The 15,120-nt window shown below is 73.6% G+C and carries 16 protein-coding genes; 8 read left to right on the forward strand and 8 right to left on the reverse strand.

Going from position 1 to position 15,120, the window contains the following annotated elements:
* Positions 1-550: 550 nt before the first annotated feature.
* From IF30_RS0131290 to IF30_RS0131300, 3 genes are all read left to right on the forward strand, one after another.
* Positions 551-940: a transglycosylase SLT domain-containing protein gene (locus IF30_RS0131290; RefSeq protein WP_030244742.1), complete on the forward strand. Its 390-nt coding sequence runs from the start codon at positions 551-553 to the stop codon at positions 938-940.
* 465 nt (positions 941-1,405) lie between these two features.
* Positions 1,406-1,765 carry a hypothetical protein gene (locus IF30_RS0131295; RefSeq protein WP_030244743.1) on the forward strand — a complete coding sequence of 120 codons (360 nt, stop codon included), beginning with the start codon at positions 1,406-1,408 and terminating at the stop codon, positions 1,763-1,765.
* A 98-nt stretch (positions 1,766-1,863) separates the two neighbouring features.
* Positions 1,864-2,775 (forward strand): hypothetical protein, encoded by a 912-nt coding sequence (locus IF30_RS0131300; protein ID WP_030244745.1) that lies wholly within the window; start codon positions 1,864-1,866, stop codon positions 2,773-2,775.
* 100 nt (positions 2,776-2,875) lie between these two features.
* Here the strand turns inward: IF30_RS0131300 and IF30_RS0131305 are convergent, their stop codons facing one another.
* Both IF30_RS0131305 and IF30_RS0131310 read right to left on the reverse strand, forming a co-directional pair.
* On the reverse strand, positions 2,876-4,219 hold the full coding sequence (locus tag IF30_RS0131305) for a bifunctional folylpolyglutamate synthase/dihydrofolate synthase (protein WP_030244747.1): 1,344 nt from the start codon (positions 4,217-4,219) through the stop codon (positions 2,876-2,878).
* Between the two features lie 135 nt (positions 4,220-4,354).
* The gene (locus IF30_RS0131310; RefSeq protein WP_030244749.1) at positions 4,355-4,828 is read right to left on the reverse strand and encodes a hypothetical protein; all 474 of its coding nucleotides are present in this window, start codon (positions 4,826-4,828) and stop codon (positions 4,355-4,357) included.
* Between the two features lie 474 nt (positions 4,829-5,302).
* On the opposite strand from IF30_RS0131310, the gene IF30_RS0131315 reads away from it, so the two are divergent.
* Positions 5,303-5,563: a hypothetical protein gene (locus IF30_RS0131315; RefSeq protein ID WP_158835619.1), complete on the forward strand. Its 261-nt coding sequence runs from the start codon at positions 5,303-5,305 to the stop codon at positions 5,561-5,563.
* A gap of 258 nt (positions 5,564-5,821) precedes the next feature.
* Here IF30_RS0131315 and IF30_RS0131320 read toward each other — a convergent pair whose 3' ends face one another.
* Both IF30_RS0131320 and IF30_RS0131325 read right to left on the reverse strand, forming a co-directional pair.
* Positions 5,822-6,271, reverse strand: coding sequence for an SRPBCC family protein (locus IF30_RS0131320; protein WP_030244753.1), 450 nt, complete (start codon positions 6,269-6,271; stop codon positions 5,822-5,824).
* A 475-nt stretch (positions 6,272-6,746) separates the two neighbouring features.
* On the reverse strand, positions 6,747-7,337 hold the full coding sequence (locus IF30_RS0131325) for a hypothetical protein (RefSeq protein WP_030244754.1): 591 nt from the start codon (positions 7,335-7,337) through the stop codon (positions 6,747-6,749).
* Positions 7,338-7,877: 540 nt separating this feature from the next.
* Here IF30_RS0131325 and IF30_RS42255 point away from each other — a divergent pair.
* The 3 genes from IF30_RS42255 (at position 7,878) to IF30_RS0131340 (ending at position 10,191) form a co-directional block, all read left to right on the forward strand.
* Positions 7,878-8,543: an ArsR/SmtB family transcription factor gene (locus IF30_RS42255; protein ID WP_234322920.1), complete on the forward strand. Its 666-nt coding sequence runs from the start codon at positions 7,878-7,880 to the stop codon at positions 8,541-8,543.
* A 147-nt stretch (positions 8,544-8,690) separates the two neighbouring features.
* Positions 8,691-9,185 carry a DUF6232 family protein gene (locus tag IF30_RS0131335; RefSeq protein ID WP_030244756.1) on the forward strand — a complete coding sequence of 165 codons (495 nt, stop codon included), beginning with the start codon at positions 8,691-8,693 and terminating at the stop codon, positions 9,183-9,185.
* A 274-nt stretch (positions 9,186-9,459) separates the two neighbouring features.
* Entirely contained in the window at positions 9,460-10,191 is a 732-nt protein-coding gene (locus IF30_RS0131340) for a hypothetical protein (protein ID WP_030244757.1), read from the forward strand.
* Between the two features lie 489 nt (positions 10,192-10,680).
* On the opposite strand, the gene IF30_RS0131345 is transcribed toward IF30_RS0131340, so the two are convergent.
* Positions 10,681-11,571 carry an Imm49 family immunity protein gene (locus IF30_RS0131345; protein ID WP_030244759.1) on the reverse strand — a complete coding sequence of 297 codons (891 nt, stop codon included), beginning with the start codon at positions 11,569-11,571 and terminating at the stop codon, positions 10,681-10,683.
* A gap of 151 nt (positions 11,572-11,722) precedes the next feature.
* Between IF30_RS0131345 and IF30_RS0131350 the strand changes: the two genes are divergently transcribed.
* A complete protein-coding gene (locus tag IF30_RS0131350) occupies positions 11,723-12,337 on the forward strand; it encodes a hypothetical protein (protein WP_030244761.1) in 615 nt (204 codons plus the stop codon).
* Between the two features lie 44 nt (positions 12,338-12,381).
* Here the strand turns inward: IF30_RS0131350 and IF30_RS0131355 are convergent, their stop codons facing one another.
* The 3 genes from IF30_RS0131355 to IF30_RS0131365 all read right to left on the reverse strand — a co-directional run bounded on the left by IF30_RS0131355 (position 12,382) and on the right by IF30_RS0131365 (position 15,027).
* Entirely contained in the window at positions 12,382-13,185 is an 804-nt protein-coding gene (locus IF30_RS0131355; protein WP_030244762.1) for a maleylpyruvate isomerase family mycothiol-dependent enzyme, read from the reverse strand.
* Between the two features lie 224 nt (positions 13,186-13,409).
* Positions 13,410-14,063 carry a GOLPH3/VPS74 family protein gene (locus IF30_RS0131360; RefSeq protein WP_030244764.1) on the reverse strand — a complete coding sequence of 218 codons (654 nt, stop codon included), beginning with the start codon at positions 14,061-14,063 and terminating at the stop codon, positions 13,410-13,412.
* A gap of 214 nt (positions 14,064-14,277) precedes the next feature.
* Entirely contained in the window at positions 14,278-15,027 is a 750-nt protein-coding gene (locus IF30_RS0131365; protein WP_030244765.1) for a GbsR/MarR family transcriptional regulator, read from the reverse strand.
* Positions 15,028-15,120 lie beyond the last annotated feature (93 nt).

A 15,120-nucleotide genomic window follows, 5' to 3' on the forward strand; every position in this document is an offset into this window, starting at 1 on the left:
CCCGTCGTCGGCGCCATCGATCGTTACGGAAAGTCACCGCGATGTGAGCTGGATCGCCTTTCGGCGGGCGCCGGACGGGGGTGGCCCGTGACGGTCATCACGCGCCCCACGCGCCCCCTACCCTTCCTAGTAGGTCGCTCCCCGGCCCCCCGAGCCGCGTTCGCCCGACCGGGCGGCGCCACCGCCGCACTCCCCCGCCTTCGGCCGGTCCTCCGCCGTTTTCGCAGATCAAACCGGTGCGAATTGGACCAAAAGTCCGTGTTTGGTGAGGTTTGAACCCCAGATCGACGGACAACGAACCGCCTCCGACGAGCACGTGCACCCCACCCGGCTACGACGGCGCGTCGTAGCAGGCACCCCTTGGAACCCGGCCCCGCCCCCGCTAACAATGGCTCAGTCGCCAGCTGCGGCGGCGGATCCCACCGCTGCCGCAACTCCCGCCAGGCAGTCACCATTCGTGACCGCCCCGGCGCCGACTCCCGCCCGCCGGCCCCTCGGGGCCCGCCGAGCCGCGGGCCAGGCGCCCCCACGATTGAGGTCGAACTCCCCCATGCCCGTGATCCCCACCCGCATGCGCAAGTCCGCCGCCCTGCTCACCAGCGCCCTCGGCATCGCCGCGATCGGCGCCGCCGTCGTCCCGACCGCCGCCTCGGCCACCACGCCGCAGCAGCTGGCCGCGAGCATCGTCCCCGCCGGCCAGCTCGCCTCCTTCAACCAGATCATCTCCCACGAGAGCGGCTGGAACGTCACCGCGACCAACCCCTCCTCCGGCGCCTACGGCCTCGGCCAGGCCCTGCCGGGCAACAAGATGGCCTCCGCCGGCGCCGACTGGAAGACCAACGCGGCCACCCAGATCAAGTGGGCCTACGACTACATGAACAGCCGCTACGGCAGCCCCAACCAGGCCTGGGCCTACTGGCAGATCCACCACAACTACTGACCGGACCGGCACACCCCGCCGACCCACCGGTCGACCCACCGATCCACCGATCCACCGGTCGACCCACCCTCCCCACGACCCACCACGGACGCCGCAAGCCGAGTCCCGGGCCGAACGGGAACCCGAGCCGAGGGGCCCGGTGCGCACCACGCGCACCGGGCCCCTTCGCCGCATCCGCACCAACCAGCGCCGGCCGCGCCCGGCCCGACGGCGACCGCCCCGACCACGACCGGCCCGACCACGACCGGGCGACGAGTGAAGCGCAATTCGGTCCCCCCTCTCCCCCAGTGGGCCGGCAGCCGACGGCCGTAAACATGTCATGTTCCGTGCAACTTCGGGTGGTTTCGCGCCTGCCCGGCTCCGGCCCCGCAGCTCGCGCCGCCGTTGCGCCCGACGGCGATTCTCTCAACGGGCCGCAATCAGCCCGGCGCCTCGACATCCCGAACATCGATCGAAGGATTCCCCATGCAGATCGGCAGGAAGCTCCTCACCCTCACCGCCACCGCCGGCCTCGCCCTGGCCGGGATGGCCGTGGCGGCACCGGCGAACGCCATCGGCGCAGTGGGCTGCCCGACGAACGGGCTCACGGTCACCACCAGCGGCAACGGCAACTACTGCGCCGCGGGCTCCATCGGCTACAAGAACACCAGCAGCCTGTTCGGGATCGGCCAGATCGACCACGTCACCTACGAGTCGACCGCGTGGAACTGGGCCGCCTTCTACAACTCCAGCGGCGTCATCAAGCTGAAGCCCGGCCAGTCCACCGGCTACCTCGGCGGCGTGATCACCTACGCGCTGGAGATCGACAACCCGAACTGGACGTGATCCCCGGCCCCACCGGCCCGTGAATCCGGCACCCGCCACCGACCTTCGGTCGCCCGTGGCGGGTGCCGCTCCGCCGCGCCCGCTCCCGGAGGACGGAAATGAAGCGCTCCACGACCTCGGCCCTGACGCTCGTCCTGCTGACGGCCCTCGCGGGCTGCGGCACCGGCGGCACCCGCTCGGCTCCCCCGCAGCTGGGCGAGATCCTCACCATCACCGGCGTCGGCCAGGTGGTGCGCCCGATCGACGTCTACCTCCCCACCGCGGCACAGACCCGGACCGTGGAACGGGCCGCCTACCTGACGAGTGCCCGCTGCCTGCGACGGCTGGGCATCACGGAGCCTCCCGGTCCCGACCCGGAGCGGGCCGAGCCCGCCGACCGGGACGTCCGGTCCCGGCTCTACGGGTACTTCGCGCCCGACCGCGTCGCGACCACCGGCTACGACGCCGTCGTGGCCACGGGCACCGGGCAGCCGGCCTCCACCGCCACCATGCAGGTGCTCACCGGTCGGGACGCGGCCGGCACCCCCGTCACGGACTTCCAGGGCCGGGCCGTCCCCAAGGGCGGCTGCCTCCAGGAGGGCCTGGACGCGGTCGGCGGAGCGGTGCTGCTGAGCTCCGACTCCTCCGCCCTGCCCGGCGGCGGGCCGAAGGAGCCCCTGGCGGATCCTCGCGTCGTGGCCGCCGACCGGCAGTGGAGCAGCTGCATGAAGGACCACGGCTTCGCCTACGCCACCCCGGCGGACGCCTACATGGACCCGCGCTGGCGCGACCGGACGCAGGGCGCCGGAGCGTCCGCGGACCACTCCCCGGCCGAGCTCGCCACCGCGGCCGCCGATGACGCCTGCAAGCGGTCCACCAACTTCATGGGGATCGCGGTCGCCGTCCAGGCCACCTACGACCGGCAGTACATCGCGGCGCACCCGGCGGAGCTGGCGACGTTCGCACAGGGCGTCAGCCGGCACGTCGCCGACGCGCAGAAGGTCGTCGCGGAGGGCGCGGCGGCCGGGTAGCGGGGGCCCGGGCGGCACGGCACACGCAGCCCGGTGCCGGCGGCGCGGTGGGCGGGGCTGGGCTGGGCGGGGCGGGTCTGGGCGGAGCTGGGCCCACGGTTCAGGCCGGGGGCAAGCCGAGCGCGGTACGGCACTCGCCCACCAGCCGCAGCGATCCCAGCACCACGACCAGGCCGCCGGGGCCCACCAGGCCGGCTGCCCGGCGCAGCGCGGTGGCGGTGTCGGGGGCGGTGACGGTGCCCGCGCGCCGGGCGGGGGGCAGTCGGGTGTGCAGCGTGGCGGGATCGCCGGCGTCGGGTGAGCCGGTGCGGGTGAGGACCAGCGGCCACGGTTCGGGCAGCACGGCGAGCATTGCGGGCACGTCCTTGCCGTGCCTCGCGGCGAAGACGACGGCGGTCGGCGGGGTGCGGGGGCTGCGGGTCGCTCCGGCGATGCGTTCGATCTCGGGCAGCACGGTGGCCATGCCCTGCGGGTTGTGGGCCCCGTCCAGGAGGACCCGGCCGTGCCAGCCGTCCAGCCGGGCGTCGGTGAGGAGTTCGAGCCGGCCGGGCCAGCGGGTGGCGGCCAGTGCCGGGCGTAGGAGGTCGTCCGTCGGGGTGCGGGCGTGGCCGCGTTCGGCGAGTGCGGCCGCGGTGGCGAGGCCGAGGGCGAGGTTGTGGTGCTGGTGGGGGCCGGGCAGGGGGCAGGGCAGGGCGCGGTGTTCGCCGCGCGGCGTCGCGACGTCGAGCACGGTGGCGCCGGCCGCGCCGTCGGGGCGGGCGGTGCAGTGGATGTGCCGGTCGAGTTGCCAGAGCGTCAGGCCGGTGCGGTCGGCCAGGACTTCTTCGACTGCCGTCTGGGCCTGGGGGTGCAGGCGGCCGAGTACGACGTGGTCGCCGTCGCGCACCGCGCCGGCCTTGGCTTTGGCGACCTGGGCCAAGGTGCCGCCGAGCAGGTCGGTGTGGTCGAGTCCGACGCCGGTGATCACCTTGACGTCGAGGTCCAGGGCCCGGACGGCGGCCCTGCGCCCGCCGATGGATGCCTCGGCCACGACGTGGGTGACGCCGGCCCGCCGGAAGTGGGCGGCGGCGACCGCGGTGCACATGCCGGCGGCGGACAGCGGCAGGTGGTGCTCCTCGATCGCCGCCGTCACCTCGGTGAAGGCTGCCGCGAACTCGGCCCGGCTGACCGGCCGTCCGGCGACCCGGACCCGCTCGCGCGCCTCCTGCAGGTGCGGGCTCGGCATGCTGCCCACCCGCTGCCCCGACGCGGACAGCGCCGCGACGGCGAAGGCGGCGGTGGAGCCCTTGCCGTTGGTGCCGACCACCATCGCCCCGCGCAGCCCGTCCTGCGGGCGGCCGATCGCCGCCAGCAGCGCGGGCAGGTTCTCGCGCCGCGCGTCACGCTCCGTCCGCGGGAGCCGGTACAGCTCGCAGAGGTGGTCCGTGCACTGCTGGTAGTCCATGAGGTGCCATGGTGTCACCGGTGGCTGTACGGGCGGCAGTTGCCGGCATCACTCGAACGGGTGAGCCTGGCGGGCGCGGATCCGCCGGACCGTGCCAGGCGGTGCCAGGACGGCGGGGCCGGGTCGATGGGCCGCTCAGCCAACGGTCGTCGGGGCCGGCAGGGTGGCGGCCGCGGCGATGAGGGCGACGGATGCTTCCCTGGCTGCATGCCGCCTGGCGTCCAGGTCGGTCCGGTCGACGGCCTTGCGCAGCGCGTACGTGGCATCTGCGGCCTGCTGGGCGGGGCCGGCCAGTTCGGGCACCAGGACCTGGAGGCGGATGTGGGGCGCGGTGACTGCCGCCCGGGTGTCGTGGGACGTCGTCTGGGCCTCCAGTTGGCGCTCGGTGTCCGCCCCGGCCAGCGCCAGGCGCTCCCGGTGGAACATGGCCGAGCGGTGCGCGTCGAGGGCGGCCGCGAAGCCGGTGACGGCGTCGAGCTGGTCCTGGCGGTGGCTGTCGGCGCGTTCCTCGGCGCGCGCGGTACGGGCCGAACGCTGCTGGAGGAGCCCGGCGGTCAGGGCGCCGGCGAGGGTGCCGAGCACGGCGATGATCGAGGGCCATAGGGACATCGGGTGTGGGGTCCTCTCGGGCAGTCGGTTTCGGTGGTGGTCCGGCGGGCAGTGAGGTGCGCGGCGGCGCCTTCGGTGGCGGGGTGTCGCTCCTGCGGCGCGCACTGGACACCTACCCTGGCGGTCGGTTGCGGCCGGGGGCCGGAAGCCGGGCGTCCGGAGCCGTGACCGCCTGCCGGGCTGGCCGGGACACGGGACGACCGCAAGCAGCTACCGGCGCGCTCCCCGGACCCGGTTCCGGCACGGGGCCTCGGGGAGGGGCCGCGAAGCGCGAAGGGCGACGGTGCCGTTCGGTTGCGGGGCGGTTTCACGGGCTCGGGCCCGTCAGCGTTCACGCGTTCCGGTCCCCCACCGGTTCCGGTTCCCCACCAGCCGGACGTCGCCGGCTCGGTGTGGCGGGGTTCCGGCGGAGCGGACCGCCTGGACGACCCCTGCCCCGGGCGCCCGGGGTGCACCGGCCGCTACCGTGGCACCGTGACCCACAGCCCCGACGACTCGTACCACGTCACCGGACACCCCACCCTTGCCCTGGACGGTGTCACGATCCGCCGGCGGTACGGCGGGCGGACCGAGGACGGGAGCTACTACGACGGCTGGGACCGGATCGTCCCTGGCGACCCCCACTACGACGAACTGCTCCCCCAGGCCCGCCGGCACCCCGAAGGCACCCGCCTGCAACGCTGGACCAGGATCGTGCTGTCCCCGGGCCGCCGGCGGTTCCGGACGGCCCGCTGACGATCGACCACGCCTGCCCGACGGCGCCCTGGAGCCCTGGGTCCTGGCCCCCTGGAGCCCCGTAGCCCTGGGTCCTGGAGTCGATCCTGCCTGTACCCGACGCGGGCCTGGACGGGGCCGCGGCAGGCTCGGCGACGACGGCCGGTCCGACACCTCGTACGCGCGGCGGCCCTTCGCGCCGCCTGCTTCCGGGTGGGCGGGGCGGGCAGCCGGGTGCCCCCGCCGCGGCGTGGCGACGGGGGCGGGGGTGGAGCCGGTTCAGAGGGTGCCGCGGTATCCGCCGGTGGAGGCGCCGCGCTCCTCGATGAAGTGCTTGAAGCGGCGCAGGTCGCCCTTCACCTGCCGGTCGAGCATGCCCATCATGTCGGCGGCCTTCTCGGCCATGCCGCCGGGCTGGAAGTCCATCTCCATCATGACGCGGGTGTGGGTGGCGTCGATGGGCTCGAACCGCACCATGCCGGTCTGCTTCACGTCGCCGCTGGTGGTGCGCCAGGCGACGTGGTCGTCCGGGACCTGGTCGACGATCTCGGTGTCGAACTCCCGGCTGACACCGGCGATCTTCGTCTTCCAGTGGTTGTGCCGGTCGTCGATCTGGGTGATCTCCTCCACGCCGTCCATGAAGTTCGGGAAGTCCTCGAACTGCGTCCACTGGTTGTACGCGGTGCTGATCGGCACGTCCACGTCGATCGATTCCTGCACCTTGCTCATCACTGCACTCGCCTTCGGGTAGCTTCGTCGGCCGGGCTGTCGCCTGCCCCGGCCTCCGGCCGGTATGCCGGCCCACTCCCGATTTGTCCCGATCCCCGGCCGTCCGGCAACCAGCCGGAGCCATCCGGGCTCGCCGAGACCCGACCGTGTGACGCGTGGCCCGGCGACCGCGGCGCCGTGACCTCGCCCTCCGGCGGCGGCGTCCCCGGACCGGCCGGAGCGGCCCGACGCGGCGGTCCGGCCGTGCCACCTCGCCTCACCCGGCGCGCCCGCGCAACCGCCTCCGGCGACGGCCATGCGCCGGAACGCCTCGCACCGCCGATCGGCCCCGATCGAGTTGCACGGAGCGGGCGGCAGCGTGCGGCCAGGAGGGTGTCCGGCCCTTCGGCCGCCACGACGCGGATGCCGGACACCGTCCTGCGGGTCCGGAGCAGCACCGGCGCAGCCGGTCGACTTCGGAACCGCCCTTTCGCGTCTAGCAGTTGACGACGCTGTGGACGGGCGACCAGTTGCCGTTCGGGTCCGAGCTGTGGGCGGGCCTGGTCGAGAAGACCCACGCGCCGGTGGCGCCGTACATGCGGGCGACGGTGCCGGTGGTCTGGTTGTTGTCCCAGGAGCCGGGGCCGGACCACGTGCTGAAGTAGTAGCGGGCGCAGTCGTACATGTCGACTTCGTCTCCCGAGTACCAGGTGCCGCGGTAGGCGCACATGTGCCGGTAGTCGGCACCGCCGCCCGCGCACGGGTCGTAGTACTCGGCCCCGGCCGCACCGGTCAGGTCACGCGGGTGGGCCTCGCCGGGCGCGGCCACGTACACCGTGGCGCCGGCGAGCCGGATCCGGTTGGGGGCGACCTGGGTGCCGCCGACGGTGGCGAGGTAGGAATCGACCTTCTCCTGGAGGGAGGCGGCCTGGCCGGCGCTCAGCCCGGCGGCCAGGGCCTGCGCCTCGAACCGCTGGACGGATGCCGGCTGTGCCGGTCGGGCGGCCGCGGTGGTGGCGCCGCACAGGACGCTCAGACCGGCGAGGGCGATGCCGATCGCCCGGACTGCCTTGCTGCGTGAGGTCATCTCGACTCCTGTCTGGGGCCCGGCCCACTCCGGGGGCGGGCGGTGAGGTGCGGACCGCCAACCGTCCGGCCCGTCTTCCCGCATTCAGCATCGGCTTCGGCCCCGGGCCTGTCGCCCTGTTTCAACGTCCGCTGAACAAGGGCGAATCACGCGAAATCCGTGGCATGCTCGAAACAGGAACTGACGCCCCGTCTCGGACGCAGGGGGAACGGATGGTCTACCGGTTCCACTTCACCAGCGCGGACCTGGCACGCACCTGCGTCGCCGAAACCGCCCCGCCCCTCGAGGAGTTGAGCATCGCCCTGCGCGTCCTGCAGGACCGCAACCACGACCTGCGCTTCGGCCCGTGGCGCCGCGAGACCCGCACCCGCCTCACACCGCGAGCACGCATGGTGCTCGACCTGACCCCCGTGCACGGCTGGTCGCCCGTTCCTGAGCCCGGGCGGCAGCGGCACCATCCCCGAACTGCTGGAACAGGTCGCCGCCACCCCGCGGACCCGGCTGCGCACCTCCCTGGCCGCCATCGCCGACCACCAGGGCCTGCCCGCCTGGGCGCACCGCCTCGGCGAGGATCCCGGCCTCCTGCGGCAACTCGCCGACGCCCTCGGGGAGGTCCACGCGACGGTGCTGGCACCGTACTGGCCGCAGGTCGGCGCCGGCCTCGCCGCCGACCGGGCGCTGCGGGCCCGGCAGGTGCTGCACGGTGGCGTCGAACGCCTGTTGAACGGGCTGTACCCGCCGCGGATCCGCTGGCGGCCGCCGGTCCTGGAGGTCGACCTGCTGTCCGGCATCGAGGGCGACGTCCACCTGGGCGGCCGGGGCCTGCTGCTGGTGCCCTCCGTGTTCGCCACCCAGGCCCCCCTGGTCGACCCGGACACCGAACCCCGGCCCGTCCTCACCTACCCGGCCCACTACGACCCCGCCACCGGCCCCCTCCTCGTGGCCCGCCCCGCCGCCTCCGGCGCCCCCGCACCGGTGTCCGCCCTCCTGGGTCGCACCCGCGCCGCCGTCCTGCACACCATCGCCCGACGCCCCGGCTGCACCACCGGCGAACTCGCGGCCGCCCTGCGCATCACCGCCTCCGGCGCCAGCCAGCACGCCACCGTCCTGCGCGAAGCCGGCCTCGTCACCACCCTGCGCGACCGCAACACCGCCCTGCACACCGCCACCCCGACCGCCCTCGCCCTCCTTGAGCGCAGCCGGTAGCGGACGCCGGGAAAATCACGTCAGGTACGCGGGACATATCAATGAATGATCATCACTTTACTTGTGGATTACCCTGACCGCCGCGTCTGACGCTGCTATGGTGCTGACCCCTCGCACCCGGCGGGGCCACTCACGGCTGGGGGCCAAGTGGTCGGCACCAAGGACACCGTCAACGTCAGCGTCAGCAATCGCGTACTCCGGGTGGGCAACGACTCCTACCCGCTGAGAAACGTCACGCGCACGCGACTGCGTGAGATCCGGCCCAACCGGCTCACACCCGTCAAGAACTTCCTCGGCGGAATCGTCGCCCTGCTGATCGGCTTCCTGATCATCTCGAACTTCAGCGAGAGTTTCGGCGGCTGGGTACTCGTCATCGGCTTCACCCTGCTGGTGGTCGGACTGGTGAAGGGACTGCGCGCGCCCGTGCTGCACCAGTTGGCCATCGAGACGTCGAGCTCGTCCGACACCGCCGTCACGAGCCCGGACGCCGCCGAGGTCCACCGGCTGTCCGATCTGATCAACGACGCGATCGAGAACCCCCAGGCGGAGTTCCAGGTCGAGGTGAAGAGCGTGCACATCGGGGACAAGATCACTCAGTACGGTGCCGGCAACACCGGAAAGATCGCCCCCGAGCGCCAGTGACGACCGACAACGCCGCAGCCACCCCCGGCCGGGCCGAACTTGCCGTCGCCCACGGCCTCCGAGCGGCGGGCGTGCGGATCGCCCGCGTACGCGGGTCCAGGGCAGCAGCGCCAGACGGGTCCTGTCGCACAGCTCCCGCACCCCCGCGCCCTCCGGCATGGTCCCGCCCTTCCTTCGTACGGGGGCACGGCAGCGCTCCGGTGCAGGCGTCCCCGACAATCCCGGTCGACAATTCGGTGTCGCCGATCAGTTCGGCACTGATAGCGTCCCGGACGTGGCAAAGCTGAACCAGATCATCGCCGTTGAAAAAGGCGTCAAGTCCAAGTCCTTCCAGGAGCTGACGCAGGCCCACCAGGACCTCCAGAAGCCCGCGCTGCTGGCCGGGATCTCCCGCGCCTACCAGCCGAAGGACGAGGAGGGCGAGCAGCTGCCGCCGGAGTCGACCCGCGTGCAGCTGAAGGCCGAGGACATCCTGCGGTCCACCGCGAAGACCCTGACCCGGCTCTTCGACGTGACGGCCACCAAGGACTGGGCCAACATCAGTGCCCGGGCCGACGTGGTGGTGGACGGCCAGGTGCTCCTCGCCCAGGTGCCGGTGCCGTACCTGCTCTTCCTGGAGAAGCAGCTCACCGACCTGTTCACCTTCGTGAAGAAGCTCCCGGTGCTGGACGCCTCCGAGTCCTGGAGCCTCGACCCGTCCACCGACTCCTGGAAGACGGAGCCGGTGCGCACCATCCGGACCAAGAAGGTGCCGCGCAACCACGTCAAGGCGGAGGCCACGGACAAGCACCCGGCCCAGGTCGAGGTCTACTACGAGGACATCGCGGTGGGCTACTGGACCACGGTCAAGTTCTCCGGCGCGCTGCCGGCCCGCCGCGTGAACGAGCTCGCGGAGCGGGTGGAGAAGCTCCAGCAGGCGGTCAAGTTCGCCCGCGAGGAGGCCAACGCCGTCGAGGTCACCGACCAGCGGGCGGGTGACGCCGTCTTCGGCTACCTGTTCCGGTAGCCCCGTGATCGCCCGCCCGGGGAGCCGGGCGGGTGCGCCGGGCGCGCCGAGGACCTTCCCGGGAACCGGGCGGGGACGGGCGCGCGCGGCGCGAAAAGCTGACACTGATGTTGAAGCTGACCAGGGGTCACAGTGGAGGTTCGAGTCCTCCCCCCGGCACCACTCGCCGGGGTAGCCCAAACAGGCAGAGGCAGACCCCGTGAATCTCAGACTCTCGCTCCAGTCTCAGCATTCGCCGCCGAACACCGGATCGACCGGGTGCGGACGAATATCGACGAATGCAGGTTCAAGTCCTGTCTGTGCCGCTCCGTGGCACGGTAGTTCAAAGGCAGAACGCGTCGATTTCAACCTGATCCGCGACCCTTGAACGTGCCGGTGTGCGCAATTGGGCGGCACACAGGGGCCCGGGAGCAGGCTACGCTCCCGGGCCCTCCCGCCTTTCGGCGCGCAGCCGGGGAACGGCGGCGTCCGCTCCGGCCGCCGCCCGGACTACGCCTGGCCGTCCTGCCCGAGGAGCCGGGCCGGCCCCGGCGGGTCGAGGTCGGCGGGTCCGGCGGCGGGGCTGGCCGCGGCGTCGGGGCGCGGGTCGCGGGGGCCGGGGGTCTCGAATCCGGTGACCAGGGCGTGCGGGAGGTAGTCGGTGTCGACCGCCGGGGTCCAGCCGTAGGTGCGGTACGCGAGGGCGGCGAGGGCGATCGGGAGGAGCGGCAGGAGGCTGCGGGGCGTGGTGCCGTGCGGGCCGTCCTGGAGGAGCGCGAGCAGGGCGGCGTCGAAGGCCTCGCGGTCCGCGTCGGTGAGGGCGCGCAGGGCGCGCAGGCCGGGCTGCGGTTCGGCGGGGGCGGGGAAGTCGACCTCCTCCTCGAAGAAGTGGGCCACGAAGCCGTCGACGAGTTCGAGGGTCGGGGTGGGCGGCCCGTCGGGCATCAACTGCCGGGCCCAGCAGAAGGCTTCGCCGTGCGGGGAGGTCGTGTCGGAGACGATCGCGAGGCAGAAGGCGTCGAGCCACTCCCGGGCGGTGACCAGGTGGCGGGGGTCGCGGGCGAGCGCGTCGTCCCGGGCGTAGCTCATCCCGAAGTTCGGGTGGTCGAGGAAGACGCGGAAGCGGTCGTGCGGGTAGTAGGCGGCGAAGGAGACGGCGCCGACGGCGGCCTCGGTGGCGTCCTTGAGGAGGACCTTGGCCTCGTGGGTGTCGAGACCGGGCCGGGTGGTGGACAGGGCGCCGAGGTGGTCGAGGTAGGAGTCGGCGATCAGCTGCCACTCGGTGGTGGTCATCAGGCCCGCGCGGGAGTAGGAGTGGACCTGCCTGCCGATCCGGTCCCCGAAGTCCTCGAGGGCCTTCGCCACCCGCGTCCCGTCCACCTGGTGACGTTCGATCCGCACAGTCCTGCCTCCTTGGTCATCGGCCGGCCCCAGCCTAGGCAGTGCGTCGGACACCGGGGTCCGCGGGGGTTCCGGCCGGTGGCCGCTCCGGTGGTGGTGGGTGTCCCGGCCGGCGCTGCCCCGGTCGGAGGCGGGTGGCACACTCACCGCCATGACGATGATCGAAGCCGTAGAGGCTGTGCTGAGGGCGAGCGATCCGGACGGGGAGCCCGGGTACCAGGGCCGGTTCGCGCCGGCGGGGCGGCTGTCGAGCCGCGGGGGGATCGCGGTGTCCGGGCTCGACGCCGCCGAGTTCTACACGTTCTCCGTGGTCGCCGACGGGCTGCACGACGTCTACCTGGCGTACGACCGGGACGACGAGCGGGGCGCCGTCGTCTCCGCGGTCGCGCTGGTCGCCGGCGGTACCACCCCGCAGGCGTTGGTGGCCGCGAACTGGGAGGAGGCGTCGGACGACGTCAACATGCTCGGCGAGGACGCCTCGGCGATCTACTCCGCCACCCCGGACGACCTGGCGATCGGCGGGGCCCTCGGCCGGACCGCGGGCTTCGCGCAGGCCGACACCCCCGAGGCCCACGCCGTGGCCGAGTTCCGGGCGCAGCAGGAGAGCGGCTCCCGGACCCCGGTACTCGACGTCGTCGTCGACCCCGCCGGCGGCGCGAACGCCCTGGTCTTCCCCACCTGGGACTTCACGGCGAACAGCATCCTGGTCGGCCGGGACGGGCACGGCACGGGCGTCGGGATCATCTGGTCCGACTTCGACGGCTGACGGGCCCGCCGCCGGTGAGCGGAGTGCCCTGGCGTGTCGTGCCGTCAGCCGCTGACGTGGGCGGTGTGGTCGAGCCAGTGCCGGGCGAGGTCGAGGTCGCCGTCGACGGTGATGCCGGCGGTGTCGCGGGCGGTGAGCGGGATCCGTCGGGTCAAGGTCAGCAGCAGCGATCGTGCCGGGCCGGTGACCGTCACGTCGGCCCGCCCGGTGCCGGGCTGCCACCTCGCCCCGTCGGGCCGGCGTTCGACGAACCAGGCGCCCGTTCCCTCGGCGGTGTCGGTGGCCAGCCACTGCAGGGTCTGCCCGGTGCCCCGGATGGCGTGGGCGGACTCGGAGCGCTGCATCTCCCACGTGGGGGAGGTGAGCATCGCGAGGTGGTTGCCGATGAGCGCGGCCGCGATGTCGGCGTCGATGTCGGCGGGCCGGTCCGCCGCGGCGGCGGCGTCGAAGCCGTGGACGACCGCCTCGTTGAGGGCGCTGGACAGCCAGAACCGCGCCCCCGGCCGCTTGTCCCCCGCGGCGTTGAACACCGGCGCGGTCAGCGCGTCGTCGGAGCACGCGCTCGCGACCCGCTGGGCGGACTCCGACAGCCACGCCTGCCACTCGCGGGGGTCGGCGGGGGGCACGGCCATCTCCGTCGGCAGCCGGGTGGGGTCGGTGATGCGCCGCTCGATGATCTCCGCGACCCAGTGCTGGCTCCGGCCGACGTGCTCGACCAGCTCGGTGACGGTCCACCCCGGGTTCGTCGGGACGGTGGCGTCGGGTCCGGCCGCGGTGGCTGATTCCGCGAGGCGTCGGGTGTGTTCGACGATCGCCTGCCGGGCGCGTTCCGCGTTCAGCTCGGTCATTTCCTCGTCCTTCGGTAGGGGCCGCTCGGGCGGTCACGGGTTGCTGCGAAGCCTGTCTTCACGTTGCATCCGATAAGACTGCGCCTGGGCGTGGAACTCATCGGTCCCCTCCCGAGGATCTTCTCCGCACCGGACTGGGGCGGCTGCGGCCGCCGTTCGGGCGCCCGGTCCGGCCCGTGTCCCGGGCCCGGTCTCGGTCCGAGGCTGCGGGCCCCCGGGGCCGGTCAGCCCCCGCCCATCCCGCCCTGGGCGGCGACCATGGTCAGGTGCAGCCCGCTCACCGCCCGGGCCAGGCCCGGGGTCCGGTCGGCGAGCCGGTCGGTGAGCGCGGCGATCCGCCCGGCGTGGGCCCGGCGGTCGTGCCCGGAGAGCACCAGCCGCAGGTGCCCGTGGGCGGCCAGCGCCGCGAGGACGGCGTCGGTGAACGGCGCCGCGGCGACCGGGGCGCCGCCGCGCACCAGCTCGGCCACCCGCACCTGGAGGTCCAGGGCCTCGCGCGGATCGTCCACCGCCACCGTCCGCCGCGGCGCGACCGGCCCGTAGGGGTCGCGGTCGGCCATGGTCACCGCACCCAGCACGGCGAGGCGCTCCTCCACGGCCTCCAGGGTGTCGTCGCGGCTGCGCCTGATCCACGCCTTCCAGGAGCGCGGCCGGTCGCCCAGTTCCGCGAGCAGCGCGTCCAGCACGGGATCCCCGGTGGCGGCGGAGGAGACGATCCGCACCCGGCCCGCCCCGTCCTCGGCGACGGCGCCCCGGTGGGCGAGTTCGGCCAGGGCGGCGGCGCGCACCAGGAAGCCGGCCCGGGTGCGGTCCTGCAGGGACTGGGCCCGGGTGTCGAAGGCCAGCAGGTAGGCGTCCAGATGCAGTCCTCGGCTCATGGCACCGACGATACGGCGCGCCCGCCCGTCCGCCGTCGGCCCGCAGGACGGCCCGTCCTCCACCTGCAGGAGCACACGCGGTCCTCCTCGCCCTTCCGGCGTCCGCCCCCGCCGTGGCCGAACGGATCGGCTGGCGGTCCTTCCGGGGGGCTTCCGGGGGGCTCCGGCCGCCGTCGCCGAGGCGATCACGGCCTTCGCCCCGGCGGCGGCCCGCTCAGCCGCGCGGCGTGGCGGCGGTGTCCGGGGTCGTCCCGGATCCGGCGTAGAGGACGTCGCGTCCCTGTTCCGCGGCGCGCAGGAGCCCTTCGCTGACGAAGTCGAGGAAGCGGGCGGCGTTTTCGAGGCGGGTGGCGGCGGGGGTGCCGCGGCCGAGGATGCCGACGCCCTGGCGTGCGGTCTCGATGAACTGGTCGTTGGCGCGGGCGCTGCGGATCATCGACTGGTACCAGAGGTCGTCGTCGACGACGTACCGCTCGCGGCGGCGTTCGTCGCGTTCCCGGCGGACGAGTTCCAGGCCTTCCAGGAACGTGATCGCCTTGGAGACGGACGCCGGGCTGACCTGGAGGCGCTGGGCGAGTTCGGCGGCGGTGTGGCTGCCGGTGTCGGTGGTGTAGAGGCAGCCGAGGACCCGGGCCATCATCTTGGGCAGGCCCGAGGTCATGAAGACGGTGGTGAGGGTCTCCTGGTAGTCGCGCACGGCCTCGGGGTCGCGCCCGTGGACCTGCGGGAGGGCGTGCGGGTCCTGGGGCGCGGCGGCCTGGGTGCGGCGGCGGGTGCGCTGCTGGGTGGCGCGGTGGGCCAGGTCGGCGCGGTAGCCGGCGGGGCCGCCGTTGCGCATCACCTCGCGCGTGATCGTGGAGGTCGGGCGGTCGAGGCGTCTGGCGATCTCCGCGTAGGCGAGGTTGTCGGAGAGTCCCAGCGCGATCTGCTGGCGCTCCTGCTGCGTGAGCCTGCCTCCCGGCATCACGGCTCCCTTCTTCTTGCGCCACGGGTGCCCGCGGTGCCGCTCGGTGTTGCCTGATGGCTCCACCATAGCGTTCATTTTCACCGCATTGCA

Source organism: Streptomyces sp. NRRL S-350 (assembly GCF_000719705.1).
Taxonomy (GTDB): domain Bacteria; phylum Actinomycetota; class Actinomycetes; order Streptomycetales; family Streptomycetaceae; genus Kitasatospora.

Coding starts and splice junctions, on each gene's coding strand:
- IF30_RS0131290 (WP_030244742.1), top strand. CDS start 551: ATGCCCGTGATCCCCACCCGCATGCGCAAGTCCGCCGCCCTGCTCACC.
- IF30_RS0131295 (WP_030244743.1), top strand. CDS start 1,406: ATGCAGATCGGCAGGAAGCTCCTCACCCTCACCGCCACCGCCGGCCTC.
- IF30_RS0131300 (WP_030244745.1), top strand. CDS start 1,864: ATGAAGCGCTCCACGACCTCGGCCCTGACGCTCGTCCTGCTGACGGCC.
- IF30_RS0131305 (WP_030244747.1), bottom strand. CDS start 4,219: ATGGACTACCAGCAGTGCACGGACCACCTCTGCGAGCTGTACCGGCTC.
- IF30_RS0131310 (WP_030244749.1), bottom strand. CDS start 4,828: ATGTCCCTATGGCCCTCGATCATCGCCGTGCTCGGCACCCTCGCCGGC.
- IF30_RS0131320 (WP_030244753.1), bottom strand. CDS start 6,271: ATGAGCAAGGTGCAGGAATCGATCGACGTGGACGTGCCGATCAGCACC.
- IF30_RS0131325 (WP_030244754.1), bottom strand. CDS start 7,337: ATGACCTCACGCAGCAAGGCAGTCCGGGCGATCGGCATCGCCCTCGCC.
- IF30_RS0131350 (WP_030244761.1), top strand. CDS start 11,723: ATGACGATGATCGAAGCCGTAGAGGCTGTGCTGAGGGCGAGCGATCCG.
- IF30_RS0131355 (WP_030244762.1), bottom strand. CDS start 13,185: ATGACCGAGCTGAACGCGGAACGCGCCCGGCAGGCGATCGTCGAACAC.
- IF30_RS0131360 (WP_030244764.1), bottom strand. CDS start 14,063: ATGAGCCGAGGACTGCATCTGGACGCCTACCTGCTGGCCTTCGACACC.
- IF30_RS0131365 (WP_030244765.1), bottom strand. CDS start 15,027: ATGCCGGGAGGCAGGCTCACGCAGCAGGAGCGCCAGCAGATCGCGCTG.